Source organism: Streptomyces sp. SP18BB07, from assembly GCF_036322545.1.
Taxonomy (GTDB): Bacteria; Actinomycetota; Actinomycetes; order Streptomycetales; family Streptomycetaceae; genus Streptomyces; species Streptomyces deccanensis.
In genome coordinates, this window is sequence record NZ_JAQYWT010000223.1 from 1 (window position 1) to 17657 (window position 17657).

At 70.9% G+C, this 17657-nt stretch carries 15 protein-coding genes and 3 pseudogenes; 13 read left to right on the forward strand and 5 right to left on the reverse strand.

The features are described from left to right. Window positions 1-194: 194 nt before the first annotated feature. The 4 genes and pseudogenes from PUR53_RS05625 to PUR53_RS48075 all read right to left on the reverse strand — a co-directional run. A complete protein-coding gene (locus PUR53_RS05625; RefSeq protein ID WP_329907575.1) occupies window positions 195-2345 on the reverse strand; it encodes a xanthine dehydrogenase family protein molybdopterin-binding subunit in 2151 nt (716 codons plus the stop codon). After that, window positions 2342-3328: an FAD binding domain-containing protein gene (locus tag PUR53_RS05630; RefSeq protein ID WP_329901292.1), complete on the reverse strand. Its 987-nt coding sequence runs from the start codon at window positions 3326-3328 to the stop codon at window positions 2342-2344. The genes PUR53_RS05625 and PUR53_RS05630 overlap by 4 nt, the downstream gene beginning before the upstream one ends. Further along, window positions 3325-3861 (reverse strand): 2Fe-2S iron-sulfur cluster-binding protein, encoded by a 537-nt coding sequence (locus PUR53_RS05635; protein ID WP_329901293.1) that lies wholly within the window; start codon window positions 3859-3861, stop codon window positions 3325-3327. Before PUR53_RS05635 ends, PUR53_RS05630 begins: the two co-directional genes overlap by 4 nt. Window positions 3862-3929: 68 nt before the next feature. After that, a pseudogene (locus PUR53_RS48075) lies at window positions 3930-4058 on the reverse strand (oxidoreductase); the annotation flags it as partial. A gap of 79 nt (window positions 4059-4137) precedes the next feature. Between PUR53_RS48075 and PUR53_RS05645 the strand changes: the two are divergent. Continuing rightward, window positions 4138-4731 carry a TetR/AcrR family transcriptional regulator gene (locus PUR53_RS05645; RefSeq protein WP_329907577.1) on the forward strand — a complete coding sequence of 198 codons (594 nt, stop codon included), beginning with the start codon at window positions 4138-4140 and terminating at the stop codon, window positions 4729-4731. A gap of 51 nt (window positions 4732-4782) precedes the next feature. Here PUR53_RS05645 and PUR53_RS05650 read toward each other — a convergent pair. Next, a pseudogene (locus PUR53_RS05650) lies at window positions 4783-6041 on the reverse strand (NF041680 family putative transposase); the annotation flags it as partial. 102 nt (window positions 6042-6143) lie between these two features. On the opposite strand from PUR53_RS05650, the gene PUR53_RS05655 reads away from it, so the two are divergent. The 12 genes and pseudogenes from PUR53_RS05655 to PUR53_RS05710 form a co-directional block, all read left to right on the forward strand. After that, on the forward strand, window positions 6144-7487 hold the full coding sequence (locus PUR53_RS05655; RefSeq protein ID WP_329907579.1) for an IS701 family transposase: 1344 nt from the start codon (window positions 6144-6146) through the stop codon (window positions 7485-7487). Window positions 7488-7607: 120 nt separating this feature from the next. Then, complete coding sequence (locus tag PUR53_RS05660) at window positions 7608-8654, forward strand: MFS transporter (RefSeq protein ID WP_329907580.1); 1047 nt, start codon at window positions 7608-7610, stop codon at window positions 8652-8654. Between the two features lie 226 nt (window positions 8655-8880). After that, window positions 8881-8964, forward strand: a pseudogene (locus PUR53_RS05665) (AsnC family protein); the annotation flags it as partial. A gap of 478 nt (window positions 8965-9442) precedes the next feature. Then, entirely contained in the window at window positions 9443-9856 is a 414-nt protein-coding gene (locus tag PUR53_RS05670) for an Lrp/AsnC family transcriptional regulator (RefSeq protein WP_329907582.1), read from the forward strand. Between the two features lie 166 nt (window positions 9857-10022). Next, entirely contained in the window at window positions 10023-10772 is a 750-nt protein-coding gene (locus PUR53_RS05675) for an SDR family oxidoreductase (RefSeq protein WP_329907584.1), read from the forward strand. 182 nt (window positions 10773-10954) lie between these two features. After that, entirely contained in the window at window positions 10955-11890 is a 936-nt protein-coding gene (locus tag PUR53_RS05680; RefSeq protein ID WP_329907585.1) for a helix-turn-helix transcriptional regulator, read from the forward strand. A gap of 36 nt (window positions 11891-11926) precedes the next feature. Continuing rightward, window positions 11927-12523 carry a TetR/AcrR family transcriptional regulator gene (locus tag PUR53_RS05685; RefSeq protein WP_329901301.1) on the forward strand — a complete coding sequence of 199 codons (597 nt, stop codon included), beginning with the start codon at window positions 11927-11929 and terminating at the stop codon, window positions 12521-12523. A 116-nt stretch (window positions 12524-12639) separates the two neighbouring features. Then, entirely contained in the window at window positions 12640-13377 is a 738-nt protein-coding gene (locus PUR53_RS05690; protein WP_329901302.1) for an NADPH-dependent F420 reductase, read from the forward strand. 206 nt (window positions 13378-13583) lie between these two features. Then, entirely contained in the window at window positions 13584-14282 is a 699-nt protein-coding gene (locus PUR53_RS05695; protein ID WP_329901303.1) for a nitroreductase, read from the forward strand. A 167-nt stretch (window positions 14283-14449) separates the two neighbouring features. Next, entirely contained in the window at window positions 14450-15790 is a 1341-nt protein-coding gene (locus tag PUR53_RS05700; RefSeq protein WP_329907587.1) for an NtaA/DmoA family FMN-dependent monooxygenase, read from the forward strand. A gap of 309 nt (window positions 15791-16099) precedes the next feature. After that, window positions 16100-16423: a DUF317 domain-containing protein gene (locus PUR53_RS05705; protein WP_329907589.1), complete on the forward strand. Its 324-nt coding sequence runs from the start codon at window positions 16100-16102 to the stop codon at window positions 16421-16423. A gap of 316 nt (window positions 16424-16739) precedes the next feature. After that, a partial coding sequence (locus PUR53_RS05710; protein ID WP_329907590.1) for an ATP-dependent DNA ligase occupies window positions 16740-17657 on the forward strand: 918 nt, incomplete at its 3' end.

A 17657-nucleotide genomic window follows, 5' to 3' on the forward strand; every position in this document is an offset into this window, starting at 1 on the left:
CACCCGGTCCACCAACCCCGGCGGATACACCCAGGTCAGAAGACCAAGACCCGATAAGTCAGACGCACTCGCAGCCACACCAACCACCCCCGGGGACCCACTGCCAACCAGCCTACGCCCACGGTAAAAGCAACGGCATTGGCTCTAAAGCTAGACACGCGTCAGACCACTAGGCAGGTGCCACGCGCGCCACCTCACCCCGACGAGCGAGCCTCCCACGCCATGATCAGCCGGTCCGGGGTGAACGGCAGGTCGCGCAGGCGTACGCCGGTCGCGTTGAAGACCGCGTTGCCGATGGCGGCGGGCGCCCCGACGATCCCCAGCTCGCCGATGCCCTTGGCGCCGGTGCGACCGAACCACGGGTCGTGCTCCTCGATCGTGAACGCCTCCAGCCCGACGACGTCGGCGTGCGCGGCGACGTGGTAGCCGGCGAGGTCGCCGTTGACGACGTGCCCGAACCGCTCGTCGAGGTGGCCCTCCTCGTGGAGCGCCGCGGACAGGCCCATCGTCATGCCGCCGATGAGCTGGCTGCGCGCCGTGCGGGGGTTGATGATTTGGCCCGCCGCGAAGGCGCCGACCATCCGGTCGACCCGGATTTCGCCGGTCACGGTGCTCACCCGCACCTGCGCGAAGTGCGCGCCGAAGGAGTGCCGTGAGTAGCCGCGCGCGCCCCGTGGCAGCCGGCCGGCGGCCGTCTCGTAGGCGCCCTCCTTTGGGGAGTCGCCGTGCTTGCGCCGGAACTTGGTGGCCGCCGCGACGACCGCGTCACCCCAGTCGTAGGTGCCGTTCGAGCCGCCCGCGATCATCGCCCAGGGCAGGCCGGTGCGGCCGATCTCGGCATCCACCCGGTCGACGGGCACGCCGAGGGTGTCGGCGGCGATCTGGGGGAGGATCGTCCAGGCGCCCGTGCCGATGTCGCTGGCCTGCATCTCCACCGACCAGCGCCCGTCGGAGTAGCGGATCCCGGCCCGGTTGGGCACGAAGTGCACGTTGGGGTAGGTCGCGCTGGCGACGCCGAGCCCCACCAGCCACTCGCCGTCGCGTCGGGTGCCGACCGGCTGTAGGTCGGCCCAGCCGAACTGCTCGGCGCCCTCGCGCAGGCAGGCGAGAAGGTTGCGGGTGCTGAACGGCTTCCCCGTCTCGGGGTCCGTGCTCGGCTCGTTGCGCACCCGCAGCTCGATCGGGTCGATGCCGATGGCGTGGGCGGCCTCGTCGAGCGCCGTCTCCAGGGCGAACATCCCGCTGAACTCGCCGGGCGCGCGCATGAAGATCCCCGGTGCCGCGTCCTGGGTGACCACGTGGTGGATCGTGCGCAGGTGCGGGACGTCGTACATCATCCGGGTCGCCGACACGGTCTGGTCGATGTACGTCTTGAGCCGCGAGGTCGGCGCCCAGCTCTGGTGGTCGATCGCGACCAGGCGACCGTCGTCCTCGACCGACAGCCGGATCCGCTGCTTGCTCGCGGGACGGTTGCCGCTGCTGCGGAACATCTGCTGGCGGGTCATCGCGTACTTCACCGGCCGGCCCGGCAGCAGCCGCGCCGCCATCGAGACCAGCACGAGGTGCGGGTGCGGGAAGCCCTTGGCGCCGAACGAGCCCCCGATGTAGGGCGAGATCACCTCGAGCTGGCCCGGCAGCAGGCCCAGCACCGGCGCGAGCAGGCTGTTGTGGAGACCAGTGCCGTGGTTGGCGTCGTAGAGCGTGAGCCGCGTGGTGCGCGGATGGAGCGCGGAGACGTCGTGCCAGATCGCGGTGACGGCGTTGGGCTCGATGGGTGCGTGAAACTCCATGGGCAGGCTGTAGTCCGCCTCGACCAGCCGGCCGCGCTGCAGGCCGGCATCGGCGTCCCCGCGCTCGTAGGACCCGTGCTTGAAGGCGTTCACCCGGCGGGGCACGGTGGCCCTCGGGTCGTCGATCACGAAGCCAAGCTCCGCCGGCTGCTCGTCGTACGTCACCTGCACGAGGCCCGCGCCCTCGCGCGCGACCTGCGGCGAGTCCGCGACGACGGCGCCGATGAACTCGCCGCGGTAGTGCACCTCGGTCGACTGCAGGATGACCAGCGCCGCGTCGGTCCTGACCCGGATCTGCGGCGCGTTGGCGTGGGTCAGGACGAGCCGCACGCCGGGCAGCGCGCGGCACGCCGCGTCGTCGATCTCCGCGATGCGCCCCCGCGCGATCGTGGAGAGGATCGGGACGAGGTACAGCGGCTCCTCGACGGGCTGCTCGTAGGCGTAGGGAGCGGTGCCGGTGACCTTCGCCGGCGCGTCGACCCGCATCCGGTCGTTGCCGATACCCGGCTGCTCGGTGGTCCCGGCGGGCGCACTCGGCTCGACAGTAGTGGTCATGCCACGCCTCCCTCGGCCAGCCCGGACAGCACGTCGACCACGGTGTTGCGCACAAGCGGCACCTTGAAGGCGTTGTGCGGTCCCGGTCGGGCCGCGTCGAGCTCGGCCTCGATCGCGGTGCGGAACTGCGCCGCGGTGGCGGGCTGCCCGCGCAGGGCGTCCTCCGCGGTGCGCGCCCGGTGCGGCCGGTGGGAGACGCCGCCGAGCGCGAGGCGCACGTCGCGCACCACGCCGTCGGCCACGTCGAGCGCCGCCGCGACCGACACCAGCGCGAAAGCGTACGACGCCCGCTCCCGCACCTTGCGGTAGCGGGAACGGACCGCCAGGTCGAGCGGCGGCAACTCGACCGCGAGCACCAGCTCGCCCGGCTCGAGTGTGGTGTCGAGGTCGGGCCGGTCGCCCGGCAGGCGGTGGAGGTCACCAAAGGGGATGCGCCGCTCGCCGGCCGGCCCCGCCACGACCACCTCGGCGTCGAGCGCGGCGAGCGGCACGCAGAGGTCGGAGGGGTGGACCGCGACGCAGTCCTCGGACGTGCCGATGATCGCGTTGTAGCGGCCGAAGCCCTCGGCCGCCGAGCAGCCGCTGCCGGGCTCGCGCTTGTTGCAGGGGGTGGTGACGTCCTGGAAGTAGACACAGCGGGTGCGTTGGAGGAGGTTGCCGCCAGTAGTGGCCATGTTGCGCAGCTGCCCCGACGCTCCGGCGACGAGCGCCTGCGTGACGAACGGGTAGCGGGTCCGCACCAGCGGGTGGGCGGCCAGGTCGCTGTTGCGCACGCCCGCGCCGATGGCGAGCCCGCCGTCGGCGCGCTCGCGGACCTCGTCGAGCGGCAGCCGGCTGATGTCGACGAGCCGCTCGGCCTCCCGGATCTCGAGCCGCAGGTGGTCGACCAGGTTGGTGCCCCCGGCCAGGAACACCCCGCCGTCGGTCGCCAGCGCGAGCGCGTCCTCGACCGTGGCGGCCCGCTCGTAGGCGAAGGGCCTCATGCCGCGCCACCCGCTCCGGCACGGGCGACGTCCTGGATAGCCGCGACGATGTTGACGTAGGCGCCGCACCGGCAGAGGTTGCCCGACATCCGCTCCCGGACCTCCGCGTCAGTGAGGTCGACGTCGGGCGCGGCGACGTCGGGGCTGACGTGGCTCGGCATGCCGGCGCGGGCCTCCTCGAGCATCGCGACCGCCGAGCAGACCTGGCCCGGCGTGCAGTAGCCGCACTGCAGCGCGTCGCGGTCCGCGAAGGCCTGCTGCATCGGGCCCAGCCGCTCGGTGGTGCCGAGCCCGGCGGCCGTGGTCACCTCCGCCCCGTCGTACGACGCCGCGAGCGCGAGGCACGACACGATCCGCCGCCCGTCCGCGATCACCGTGCAGGCGCCGCACTGCCCGTGGTCGCAGCCCTTCTTGACCGACGTCACGCCGAGCTCGTCGCGCAGGGCGTCGAGCACCGTGACCCGCGGGTCGAGGTCGAGCTGCCGATCGGTGCCGTCGACGGTGAGCCGGACGCTCACCTCGTGTCCTATCATCGACCGTTCCTCTGCAGGGGTGTGGCCCAGGTGGTTGGTGCCGAACTGGGTCTCGAAGCCGTCCTTGGTGCGGCGGCCAGGGCGTGGACCGCGGCGAGTCCGAGGCCGCTGTTGGCGCCGGTCACGACGGCGGTGCGGCCGGTCTGGTCGGGGATGTCGGTGGTGTTCCAGGATTGGGTGTGCGCGTTCTTTGCCATCACCCTAATGTATACACCGATCACAATGTGGTCAACGTAAACAATGTATGTGTCGCGTACACCCGGCTAGGCTGAGAGCATGACAGGCCGGCCCTACCACCACGGAGACCTCCCCGCCGCGCTGCTCGCGCGAGCCGAGACGACACTGCGCGAGAAGGGTGCATCCGCGTTGTCCCTGCGCGAACTGGCCCGCGAGATCGGGGTGAGCCCCGCCGCGCCGAGTCGCCACTTCAAGTCCAAGCAGGCACTACTGGACGCCCTAGCGCTGACCGGGTTCGAGCGGCTCGCCGAGACCATCGCAGCCTCACAGGAAGGCGCTGGTGAGGCGTTCGCCGACCGGCTGGATGGTGCGGCCCGCGCCTACGTAGGCTTCACCGTGGCCAACGCCGCGCTGCTCGACCTGATGTTCTCGGCCAAGCACAGTCCGCAGGCGTCAGAAGCACTCGGGGCGACCGCCCACCGATGGTCCGACCAACTCCTGGAGCTGATCGGCGACGGACAGCGCCAGGGCGAAGTACGCGAGGGACCACTCGAACGGATTGCCTTGCCAGTCATCGCGGCGCTGCACGGCTACGCCAACCTGACGGTGAGCGGCGTCCTGCCGCCGGAGGCGGCTGAGCACGGCTTGGACGACCTGATCGCGTCCGTCCTGCGCGGCTGCGCGCCGCAGTAGAGCCGCGCAGGATGACCAGAGGGGTCAACATTCAAGAACTTAGCTTGGAATTTATCCTCGTCGGGCTTGGTGTTCCTTGAGAGATTCGGCGCGTTTGACTGTCTTTCCGACGTCGTGACGTGTGGCCCGCTGCTTGTTCCTCGAGCCGGGAGGCCGTCCCGGGCCTGGCTTGGACGGTTTCGGTGCCGCCGCTGGGCGAGCGGTAGTCGGGCGGATGTTGCGAAACCTCCGCCGCACCCGGGCAGGGGTCAGGCGGCGGGGCTCGGCGGGCCGCTCCCAGGGGCGGCGGAGGTCCTCGGCCAGCGGCCGGGCAAGGCGAAGTTGGGTGTGGGCGGCGATGATGAGCCAGGTCCACAGGTCGGCGCTGTCGGCGTGGCGGATCTTCGGGGCAGTCCAGCCGAGCGTCTGCTTCAGGAGCCTGAAGGTGTGCTCCAGGTCGAATCTGCGGAGGAACGACTGCCACCAGCGGTCCACATCCGCGCCGGTGGCAGCGGTGGCCGAACACCACAGCCAGACCGGAGAAGTTCCTCCTCAGCGTGGTCCAGCCAGGGGCCGCGGTGGGTGAGCCTGGGATGCATCCGGTCCCATGCGATCGCCTCCGCGGTGCCGTAGCGGGTGGTGTCCGTGAGCGTGGTGACCTCGGGCTGATGCCAGCTCTCGGGCTTCGCGAAGGTGAGGACGCCGCCGTGCCGACGCGGCCGTCCGCCCTTCGGCCCGGAGCGGGCGGGGCCGGGGTCGCGGAGCATGACGCGGTCCGAGCGCAGGCGTCCGACCAGGACGACAGGCAGGTCCGCCAGGGCGTGGGAGAGGTAGGCGACGTCGTAGCCGGAGTCCATCATGATCAGGATCTCCGGGCTGCCCGGCTGCCAGTGTCCGGCCTGTGTCAACCGCTTCACGACATCACGTAGTTGGGCGGCGCTGACGGCGGTTGAGTCGTCGGCCGGCCCCAGGCGCACGGCGTCCAGCAACGCGACCCAGGAGGTCCGGCCGGTCTCCAGGGTGGCGACGAAGGAGTACGGCCAGCCCGGCACGAACTGGTCCGTCTTGCGGTCGCCGCGTCCGTAGACGTGGCCGAAGAGCCGGTCGTCGCTGGTGGGGGCGTCGGGGCGGAGCCAGTTGCTCACGTCGACGGCCAGCACGATCCTGCCGTTGGCCGCCTTCGGCAGCGGCAAGCTGGCCAGCGTGCGACGCAGTCGGGCCGGCTCCAGCCAGCCCCGGTCCAGCGCGGCGTACAGGGCGCCGTGCCCACGCCGGTGCTCGACCGCGAGCGACAGCTCGACCAGGGTCTTCACCGGCCCATCAGCGCACAGCCACGGCAGCTGTAGATGTGGCTGCGTCGCGAGTTGAGGCTGGTCAGCGGGATGGTGGGGTGCCTGCGGGCATGAGTACGGCCACTGTGATCATGAACGTTTGTGACGACGTTTCAGAACCAGGTGGCCGCGGAGGCCACGATAGCCGAGCAGACATGGACGGCGGCGCTCGGGGCGGTGACCGAAGAGATCGCGGACTATTTCGAACGCCGTGAACCACGGGCCCTGGTACGGGAGATGACCGAGGCCATGCTGATGGAACTGGACACGCGTAACTGCTGGACACTCGCCGAGGCCCTTGGCCACCGCGGGCCGCACCGACTGCAGCACTTCCTGTCCCGCGCGGTCGTCGATCACGACCGGGCCCGGGACCGGATCACTGCCTGGACGGCCGCTGAACTCGCCGATCCGGACGCGGTGTTGATCGTGGACGAGACCGGGGACGAGAAGTCCTCCACGGACTGTGTCGGCGCGGCCCGCCAATACTCCGGAGCACTGGCCGGTATCGGACTGTGCCAGGTCGCCGTCCACCTCACCTACGCAAGCCGGCACGGGCACGCCCCCATCGACCGGGCCCTGTACCTCGGCGCCGAATGGGCCGCCGACGAGGAACGGCGCCTGCTCACCCATGTCCCCGACCACGTCATGTTCGCCACCAAACCCCAGATCACCGCCGCCCTGCTCACCCACGCCCGCGACCTGGGCATACAGGCACGGTGGCTGGCCGGCGACGAGGTCTACGGCGGCAAGGAACTGCGGCACAGCGCCCGCGCACTCGGCTTCGACTACGCCCTGGTCGTCCGCACCGATCACCGTGTGGACACCGCCGTCGGCCGCCTGACCGTCACCGACCTCGCGGCCCACATCCCGAAGAAGAGCTGGATGCGCCTGCGCACAGGCCACGGCCTCAAAGGCGACCGCCACTACGACTGGGCCATGCTCGACATCCAGCCCGACGACACCCCCGACGGACACCGGCCCGGGCACGCCACCGTCCTGGTCCGCCGTCACCGCTATACCCGTGAACTCTCCTTCTACCGCTGCCACTCGGCCACACCCGTCACCCTGGCCGATCTTGTGGATGTGGTGTGCTGCAGGTGGCGCGTCGAGGAGGACTTCCAGACCGCCAAGGGCGTCTGCGGCCTCGACCAGGGCCAGACCACCTGCTGGAACTCCTGGATGCGCTGGACTTTGATCAGCATGCTCGCCGCCGCCGTCCTGGCCGTCACCCGCGCCCGCACCACCACAGTCACCACTACCGGCAGCGAACTCGTCCCGGCCAGCGGCCGCGAACTGCTCCGACTCCTGCGGATCACCGCCCTGCCCCGCCCCCGACGCGACCGCGACCACCTCCTGCACTGGTCCGCCTGGCGCCGCCACCACCAACACCAAGCCGCCGAAGCCCACCGCAGATGGAACAACATCACCGCTACCGCAATGACCTGACCAGCAACAACACCCTACCGATCAAGGAACTACAGCTGCCGTGAATGATCGGCTGAACGTTTCCGAATCGATGGCTGTGCGTTTCGGACCGGTCTCCTGGCTACCCGCTGACCTGCGGCGATGGACTTTTCTGCAAGCCCCGGTCAGCTCACCGCCGCGCCGGCCATCACCGCGCTGGTCTACGGGATCATCGAGGCCGGCGCCGGCTCGTTCACCGATGCCAAGGTGCTGCTCGCCCTGTCCACCGCCGTGGTCGCGTCGGTCGCCTTCGTGCTGGTGGAGCGGCGCAGCCCCAGCCCGATGCTGGACCTGACGCTGTTCCGCAGCCCCTCCTTCACCGCCACCGCGCTGATCGCCATGATCAGCTTCCTCGGGCTCATCGGGTTCTTCTTCGCCCTCAGCCTCTACTTCGGCATGGTCCAGCAGCTCAGCACCCTCGCGTCGGCCTGGCGGCTGCTGATGGTGTGCATGGTGCCGCTGGTCCTTGGTGTCCCCATGGGGCGCCTGGTGCACCGGGTGTCTCCTCGGGTGCTGATTCCCGGCGGCCTGGTGCTCGCGGCGGTCGCGCTGCTGTCGCTGACCACGATCGACGCCGGCACCTCGTTCGGTTCACTGGCCTGGCGGCTGGCCCTGCTCGGCCTGGGTGTGTCGTTCGTCATGACCCCGATGACCGCCACCGCCGTGAGTTCGGTGCCGTTCCACCAGGCCGGTATGGCCGCTGCCGCCAACAACGCCTTCCGTCAGTTCGGCGCCGCCCTCGGCCCCGCTGTCCTGGGCGCGCTGCTGTCCGCCCGGGCCGTGGACGCTCTGCCCGGACACCTCACCGCCGCGGGGCTGGACGGGGCAACGGTCCGGCGCGTCACCGCGGCCGCGGACGCCGGCGGCCTGAGCGCGGTCGGCGGGCTTCACCTCGGCGCGGACACCTCGCGTGTCCTCGGCGCACTGTCGCAGGCGTTCATCGACGGTCTTCAGCTCTGTCTGGTCGTCGCGGCCGTCCTGACCCTGCTGGCCGCCGCGGTGGGATGCGTCCTGCTGCGCCGACCGCCGCAGTCGGCCCTGGCGGCCGGAGGCCCGGCCGCCACCGTCCAAGGGCCTCGCAGCCCCGACCTGCCCGCCGCCGGCACTCGGACGACAGACGGGCAGCGGACGGCCGCCGCCCCTCGCTGAGCGCCGGCCCCGCGCCGCGGAGACACCCGACGTACCGGCACGGCTCAAGAGCGGACAGCCGCAGTGCCGGTACAGGCGCCGACCGTGGGGACGGGTGCGGCGCCGCTCAGCGGCCTGGGACCGGGACCCTTTCGGTCCCGGGCCGCCCGGCGCTGTCGTGCGGCATGACGTGAACATCACCCGCTCGCAACAAGGCAACAAGGCAACAGGGCAACAGGAGCCACCGATGCAGTCCCCTCCACCCGACGCGCTCGACCTGAAGCTGCTGCACGCGCTCCAGGTGGACGGGCGGGCACCGTTCAGCCGTATCGCCGAGGTCCTCGGAGTGTCCGACCAGACCGTCGCCCGCCGCTTCCGCAGACTGCGTGCCACCGCCGGACTCAGGATCGTCGGCATGACCGACGAGAGCCTGCTGGGCCGCCAGAGCTGGATCGTCCGGCTGCGCTGCCCTCCCGACGTGGCCGGACAGCTCGCCAACGCGCTGGCCCGGCGCTCCGACACCTCGCACGTCGATCTGATCTCCGGTGGCACCGAAGTGCTGTGCGCCATGAGGCCCCCGCAGCCGGCAGGCCCGCGACGAGCTGCTCTTCGACCGCCTGCAACGCACACCTCAGGTCGTCTCGGTCACGGCCCACTGCCTGCTGCACACCTTCTACGGCGGTCCCCTCGGCTGGCTCGACAAGACCCAGGCGCTCGCACCCGACCAGGAGGCGGCCCTGCGTCCGCCGTACAGCGAGCCGGCACCCGCTCCCCTCACTCTCGACGGAGCGGACGAGGCGCTGCTGGCCGTGCTGCGGCGCGACGGCCGGGCGACCTTCGGCGAGCTCCAGACCAGCACCGGCCAGTCGGAGTCCGCTGTCAAGCGGCGCCTGGAGCGGCTGCGCTCCACGGGCATCCTCTACTTCAAGGTGCAGCACGACCGCGAGCCCCTCGGACACGGCATCAGCGCGATGCTCTGGCTCAGCGTGCCCCCCTCCGCACTGGACGCCGTCGGACGGAAGCTGGCGACACACCACGAGGTCCGCTTCGCCGGCGCCACCACTGGCCAGGCCAATGTCGTCGCCACCGTCGCCGGCCCCAGCACGGGCGAGCTCTACACCTACCTCAGCGAGAAGATCGGCGGCCTCGACGGCGTACAGGCCGTGGAAACCGCCCTCACCTTGCGGCATGTCAAGCAGCTCGCCTACGAGCCGAGCCGCTGATCGCTCATCGGCGACCACCCGGTACCCGGCCCGTGTGCAGTGCGGCGGCCCAGCCAGGGACCGCCGATCCATGGACAAGCCTTCCTCTCCCGCCCCCGCACGGGCGCCTCTACGGTCGAGGCTGCGGGCGCTCACCTGCCCGCCGTACCGAAGGAGCACGACCCCCATGAAGATGACCGGCAACACGATCCTGATCACCGGCGGAACCTCGGGCATCGGCCTCGGTCTGGCCCTGCGTCTGCACGAGGCCGGCAACAAGGTGATCGTCGCCGGCCGGCGCAAGGAACTCCTCGACGAGATCACGGCCAAGTACCCGGGCATCGACGCGCTCACCCTCGACGTCGCCGACCCCGCCTCGATCGCCCGGGCCCGTGAGACCGTGGCGGCGAGCCACCCGGAGCTGAACGTCCTGGTCAACAACGCCGGCATCATGCTGCGGGAGAACCTCCTGGACCCGGCCGACCTCCCGGTCGCCGAGGACCACGTCACGATCAACCTGCTCGGCACGATCCGCATGACGTACGCCTTCCTGCCCCTGCTCGCGGGCAAGGACGACGCGGTCGTCATGAACGTCACCTCCGCCCTGGCGTTCGTCCCGTACCCGAGCACCCCGGCCTACAGCACAACCAGGGCCGCGCTGCACTCCTTCTCCGAGAGCCTGCGCGTCCAGCTCACCGCTGCCGACGCCGGCGTCCAGGTGATCGAGATGGCCCCGCCGGGCGTGCGCACGACCCTGCTGGGCCAGGAGGACAACGAGCACGCCATGCCGTTGGACGACTTCCTCACCCAGGCCCTCGACCTGCTGCGCGAGAAGCCCGACGCGAAGGAGATCGTCGTCGAGGGCGCCCGGTTCATCCGCGACGCGGTGGCCACCGGCTCCTACGACGACGTCCTCGCCATGATCGCCGGCAGCTGACCGGCTGTAGCTGAACGCAGACGGGCACGCGAGCGCCCGGCCGACACGGCACACCTCGTCGTGTCGGCCACGCCGGACGACGAGCCCCCGGGCCGGGCCGGTTCGCGCGGGTGGGTGAGGAGTGCTCAGCCATGGATCGGCGGTCCCTGGCTAGTCGGCCGGCATGCGGCGAGAATGAGGCCATGGACAGGAAGGAAGTGGCGGCATTCCTGCGCCACCGGCGTGAGACCCTGCGGCCCCGCGATGTCGGCCTGGTCGAGGGACCGCGCAGGCGTACTCAAGGACTGCGCCGCGAGGAGGTCGCCCAGCTCGCCGGCATGTCGACCGACTACTACGCCCGGCTGGAACAGCAGCGTGCTCCGCAGCCCTCCGTCCAGATCACCACCGCTCTCGCCCGTGCGCTGCGGCTGACTCTGGACGAGCGCGACCATCTCTTCGTGCTCATCGGCCACAACGCCCCGGCCCGCTTCCAGCGCTCCGAGCATGTCAGCCCGACGCTGATGCGGGTCCTGGACCGCCTGGACGACTCCCCGGCCATGGTGCAGACCGACCTGTTCGACACTCTCGCGATGAACCCCCTGGCCGTGGCGCTGCTCGGCGACCAGACCCGCCACACCGGTCTGGCCCGCTGCGGCTACTACCGCTGGTTCATGGACCCGGCCGAACGTCTGATGGTTCCCGAGGAGGCCCACGAACGTCACGGCCGTGCCCAGGCAGCCCGTCTGCGGGCCGCGCTGACAGCGGGCAGCGACACCCCCCGGGCCGCCCGGATCCTCGCCGAACTCCAGGAACACAGCCCCGAGTTCGTCCGCATGTGGGAACTCCAGGAGGTCGCACAGCGCTACGACGACTGCAAGACCGTCGTCCATCCCGAACTCGGCCGCATCGAGGTCGACGCCCAGATCCTGTTCACCGAGACCCGCTCCCAGAGCCTGGTGGTGCTGACCACCCGCCCCGGCACGGAGAGCCACAGCAAGCTCGAACTGCTCTCCGTCATAGGGCACCCAGCAGCTCACCCCCTGACGTGTGGTGTCCGGGCTCCGTGGCAGGGCCGCCAGTTGACCGGATGCCGCCTCCGTTCTACTCTCGTACCCGTGCGGAGGCGGCATCCGTTTTGATGTGGCCGCAGGATCACGGCAGGCAGGAGGCGGCACATGAGTGCCGGTGAACAGCGGGGCCGTAAGCCCCGTGCGGACGTCCAGCGCAACCGCGTTGCTCTGCTGGAGACCGCGCAGCGTCACTTCCTGCGGCACGGGGTCGGCACCTCCCTTGAGGCGGTGGCCAAGGAGGCGGGCGTCGGGCCCGGCACCCTGTACCGGCACTTCCCCACCCGGGAGGCGCTGCTGGCGGCCGTATTGCAGACGCGTTCCGAGGAGCTGGTGGCCCGCCGGGCGGACATCGATCAGCTTGGCGACCCGGCCGAGGCGCTGGAGCAGTGGCTGCGGGCGATGGAGGAGTACTTCAGCGCCTTCAACGGCCTGCCGGACCCGCTCATGGCCGCGGCCCGGGCGCAGGAGCCGGACAACCCGCTCACCATTCCCTGCGACATCCTCATCACCGCCACCGATCAGTACGTGCGAGCCGCGCAGCTCGCGGGGCGTGTGCGTGCGTCGGTGCAGGGGCGCGATCTGTTCCTCTCGGCCTGTGCCCTTGCCTGGATCAAGGGCAACGGCGCCGAAAGGGAGTCCCTCGACCGGCTCCGCACGCTCATCGCGAACGGCTACAGCCAGGGGGGACACACCCCGGCGTAGGCCGCCAGGTAGGCCCCTCGCCCTGCCCCGACCCCCGCAGCGCCAGGTGGCGCCACCACCCAGCCGTCACTTCGCGTTGCTCTCCAGGGCAGCCCAACCCTTCCGAGGAACAAATCATGAAAGTTACTGTCATAGGCCCCGGTGCCATCGGCGGGAATCTCGCCGCCAAGCTCAGCGCGGCAGGTCACGACGTCCAGGTCGCCGGCGCCCGCGGCCCCGAGGCCGTAGCGGCCGACGTGCTGGAGTCCGGGGCTCGCGCCGTGGCCCTGGAGGAGTCGGTCCAGGGCAGGGACGTGATCGTCCTGGCGATCCCGTTCGGAGTGGCGGGGCAGCTGGCGGACCTGTTCGCGTCGGTGCCCGCCGAGACGGTGGTCATCGACACGTCGAACTACTACCCGGGCCTCCTCAGCGGGCAGATCGAGGCGGTGGACAACGGCCAGGTGGAGAGCGTGTACACCGCCGAGCAGCTCGGCCGTCCCGTCGTCAAGGCATGGAACGCCGCGCTGGCGGAAACCCAGCGGACGCGGGGCGTCCCGGCGGGAACCCCCGGCCGTATCGCCATCCCGGTCGCCGGTGACTCCGACGAGGCGCGGAAGGTGGCCATGAGGCTGGTGGACGACACGGGCTTCGACCCGTACGACGCGGGCGGCCTGGCCGACTCCTGGCGTCAGCAGCCGATGGGGCCCGCCTACTGCACCGAACTCACCCTCGACGAGCTTCCCGCCGCCCTGGCCGCGGCCGATCCCGTCAAGGACAGGGCCGTCCGCGACAGCATGATGGAGCGCAGGGCCGCCCTCCCGGCCGAACCCACGCTCGACCACGTCATCGAGATGAACCGCGCCGCCCACCGCTGACCTGCCCGGCGCGGCTCTCGTGAACGCACCGGTACGAGGGCGGCGTCGGCACGCCACAGACAGACAAGTCGAACAACGAAGAGCGCACAGTCCCCGCGCCGCGGCCCGCGGTCCCGGCACGCCGCTCCCCGCGAGCGTCCGCAAGCCTGCCTGCCGTACCGCCCGGCCGTCGCGGTGGCGACTGCGCATCATGGAGAGGAATCGCCTTGCCCGGCACCGCATCACCGTTCACCGACCTCGTACGCTCCCGGCGCTCCCCCCGGCGGTTCCTGCCCACCGCCCTGTCCCCTTCGGACATCCGTGGCGTGCTGGAAGACGCACAGACGGCTCCCTCGAGCAGCAACACCCAGCCGTGGACGGTGCACGTCGTCTCGGGTGCGGCGCGGGACGCCCTGGCCAAAGAGCTGCTCCGGGCCGAGGAGGAGGGGCGGACCTCCCCGGATTTCACGCATGGCTACGGCGAGGGCATCTACCACGAGCGGTCGCAGGCCCTGGGCGCGATGGTCTACGGGTCCCTGGGCGTCGAGCGCTCGGACGGGGACGGCAGGAGGGCGCACGTCCGCGAGAACCTGGAGTTCTACGGCGCTCCCCATGCCGCCTTCCTGTTCATGCCGGCGCTCGGCGACGGGGTGCGGACGGCCGGCGACATCGGCATGTACGCGCAGAACTTCCTGCTCTCGCTGGCGGCCCGGGGGCTGGCCGGCGTCCCGCAGACCGTGCTCGGCGTCTACGCCGACACCGTCCGTGAGTTCCTGGCTGTCCCCGCGGAGCTCAAGCTGCTGTTCGGAATCTCCTTCGGCATGGCTGACCCGGCGGCACCGGTGAACACGCTCCGCACGGAGCGGGTTCCGCTGCAGCGGAGCGTGGTCCTGCATGACACCCCGGGAGTCCTCGACAGGCCGTAGTTCCTCCGCCCGTAGGAACGATCCGGCACCTGGTCCCGGGCCGCCACTCTGCCGGCCCGAGACCGGCGCCCGCACAGCTTTTGACCATTCGGAGGATGCCTCCGCGTTCTCGAGAAGGTAAACGGAGGTAATCTCCGTTTCTCGTGGCCCGGTCTGGAGAAGTAACCATGACAAGCCGACAGATGATCCTGGGCATGCAGTTCAGCGGCGGATACGGGGCCGCACCCGGGGCCTGGCGACTGCCGGGCGCGAACCTGAACAGCTACACGGACATGGACCAGTTCGTGCGGTACGCGCAGGCCGCCGAGCGCGGCAAAATCCAGCTGCTGTTCATCGCGGACACCCCGGTCCTGGACGTCGACCTCGACCACCATGCCCCGCACCACATGATCGACCCGCTACTGATCCTGACCGTCCTCGCCCGCGAGACCGAGCGGATCGGCCTGGTCACCACCGCCTCCACCACGTTCGCCGAGCCCTACAATCTCGCCCGCCAGTTCAAGGCCCTGGACGTGATCAGCCACGGCCGGGCCGGCTGGAACGCGGTGACCACCTCCGACCCCGCCGCCGCGGCGAACTTCGGCGCGACGATCCCGCCGCGCGCGGAGAAGTACGAGCGTGCCCACGAGGTCATCCAGATCGTCCAGGCACTGTGGGGCAGCTGGGAGAAGGACGCCTGGCTGCTCGACGTCGACGGCAAGCGGTTCGCCGACATGGACAAGATCCAGCCGGTCAACCTGCAGGGCAAGCACGCCGCCTCCCGCGGCCCGCTGCCCATTCCCCCGTCCGAGCAGGGCCAGCCGGTCATCTTCCAGGCGGGCGGCGGCAGTTACGGCCTGGAACTCGCGGGCCGTTACGCCAGCGGCGTCTACGCCAATCCGTACACCATCGAGGCCGCCCGCGCCCGGCGCCAGGCCCTGCGGGACGCCGCCAAGCGCGCCGGACGCGGCCCGGACGAGGTGAAGATGCTCGCCGGCTTCATGCCGACCATCGCCGCCTCCCGCCAGGCCGCCCTGGAACGGCGCCGCTTCCTGGACGAGGTCGTCGACCTCAACCAACGCGTCCGCTACCTCGGCGCCATGATCGGCCTCCCTCTCGGCCCCGCCCAGCTCGACGAGCCGCTGACCGCGGATCAGCTCGCCGACGCCGTGCCCAGCCCGCACGACCCGCGTTCCGCCCGCGCCCTCGCAGTGGCCCGGGAAGGCTGGACGCTGCGCGACGTGCTCGCCCACGGCGTCATCGACTACCACCCGGTGGTCGCCGGCACCGCCGACGACGTGGCCGACCACATGCAGCAGTGGTTCGAGGCAGGGGCATGCGACGGCTTCTCCATCGCCGTCGACAGCTACCATGACGGCTTCGACGCCTTCGTCGACCAGGTCGTCCCGATCCTGGAGGAACACGGCCTGTTCCATGACGGCTACGAAGGTCCCACCCTGCGCGAGAACCTCGGCGCCCACGAGCAGTACGGCCTCGACCCGCGCCTTACGAAACGGGCCCGGTCATGACCGCCACCACGCAGACCCTAACCGTCCGACACCGCGCAGGCGTTCCGCGACGGCATGGCAGCCGTCGCCGCCATCAACATGAGACGTATCTCGCTCAAGCAGAGTGCTGTCCTGCACGACACTCCGGGTGCCCCTGACGCAACCTGAACGGAGATGGCTTCCGCATGTTCGGCCAGGACGGCACCGGTGGCTATACCGCCTTCTGCCTGGAGAGTCCCCACGACGGTCTGCTGGGCTCGGCAGGGTCGTATTTGGTGATCCGGTGGACGAAGGCCGACGGCAGGCTACTCCTCGGACGGGGCGGAAGGAGTGCCCAGCGTAGATCCCGGTCCCGGTTCCGCGACGAACCCGTCCGCAGACGCCGGTATCCAGTTCGACGCCTTCGCCGCCCAGCAGCCCAACAGCACCCTCGCCACCTGGACCATCTGGGCCGGCCCCAGCATCGACCACCCCACCTGGAGCGTCACGGCCTCCCCCTACACCCCCGGCACACTGCTGGCCGACCTCACCGAGACCCTCGCCCGCGGAACCGGCACACGACACACCCGCCCCGTACCGACCGCGCACGGCTCCCCATCCATACAGGTCGCACCTGCGCTTCCCACGCGAGGCACGGGGCGAACTCGCAGCTGAGCCGTCCCCCCGCTTCATCGGCTGCGATCCGCCGAATTCACCTCAGAACGCGGCCACTTACTCGCAAGCTGACCCGGCAGCGCGTGAGCACGTCGTCACCTCTCGCGTTCTGCTACGTCCCGGCCGTACGGGTCCGGGACCGTCCCAGAGGAGAAGCATGCCGGGGCACTGGCAGAGGCTGATGCGAACGAGCCGAGCAGCAGAGTCACTCCGCAGGGTCGGCCGCAGGTGATCCGCGGCGCTGGTGGCGGGGCTGTCCGGGGGAATGTCCGGCTGCCCAGGTGACGCCGCGCACGACTGCGGCCACACCTGGCCCATGGACCCGCTTCCCGTCCTCGCACCCATGCTCGCCTCCACCGGGAACCTGCCGCTGCCCGGCGGCGACGACCAGTGGGCGGTGGAGACCAAGCAGGACGGCCAGCGTGCCTTGGCCTTCTTGCCCGGCGACGGCACGGTGACGATCCGCTCCCGTGGCGGGCATGCGGTCACCGCCGCCTATCCCGAGCTGCACGGCCTGCCCGCCGCGCTCGGCGGCCGGTCGGCGGTGCTGGACGGGGAGATCATCGCCACGGACGCGGACGGCCGTCCCGACTTCGAACTCCTGCAGTCCCGCATGGGCCTGGCGCGCAAGCCTGACCGCGCCGCCCGCCTGGCGCTGCGGGTCCCCGTGCATCTGGTGGTGTTCGACGTGCTCTTCCTCGACGGCCGGGACCTCACCAGCCGGCCCTGGACCGAACGCCGCCAGACCCTGACCGGCCTCGGCCTGCACGGACCGGCCTGGTCGGTGCCCACGGCCGTCGTCGACCACGCCGCAAGCGCACTTCGGGCGACCCGGGAAGCCGGGCTGGAGGGCGTGATCGCGAAACGGCTCACGTCGCCCTACCGGCCGGGCGTACGTTCCACCGACTGGCTCAAGATCAAAAATGTGCAGACCACCGATGCCGTCATCGGCGGCTGGGTACCCGGCACCGGCCGGCTGGCCGGACTGCCCGGCGCCGTCCTCCTCGGCGAACTCCACGACGGCCCCCTGCGCTACATCGGATCGGTCGGCACCGGCTGGAGTGACCCCGAACGCCGCCGGCTCGCCGACCTCCTCGCGGTGGCCGCCTGGACCACCTGCCCCTTCACCCCCGCCCCCAAGGTGCCCGGAGCCCGCTGGGTCCTGCCCCGCCTCGTCGCCGAGATCACCTACACCACCCGCACCCGCGCCGGATACCTGCGCCACCCCTCCTGG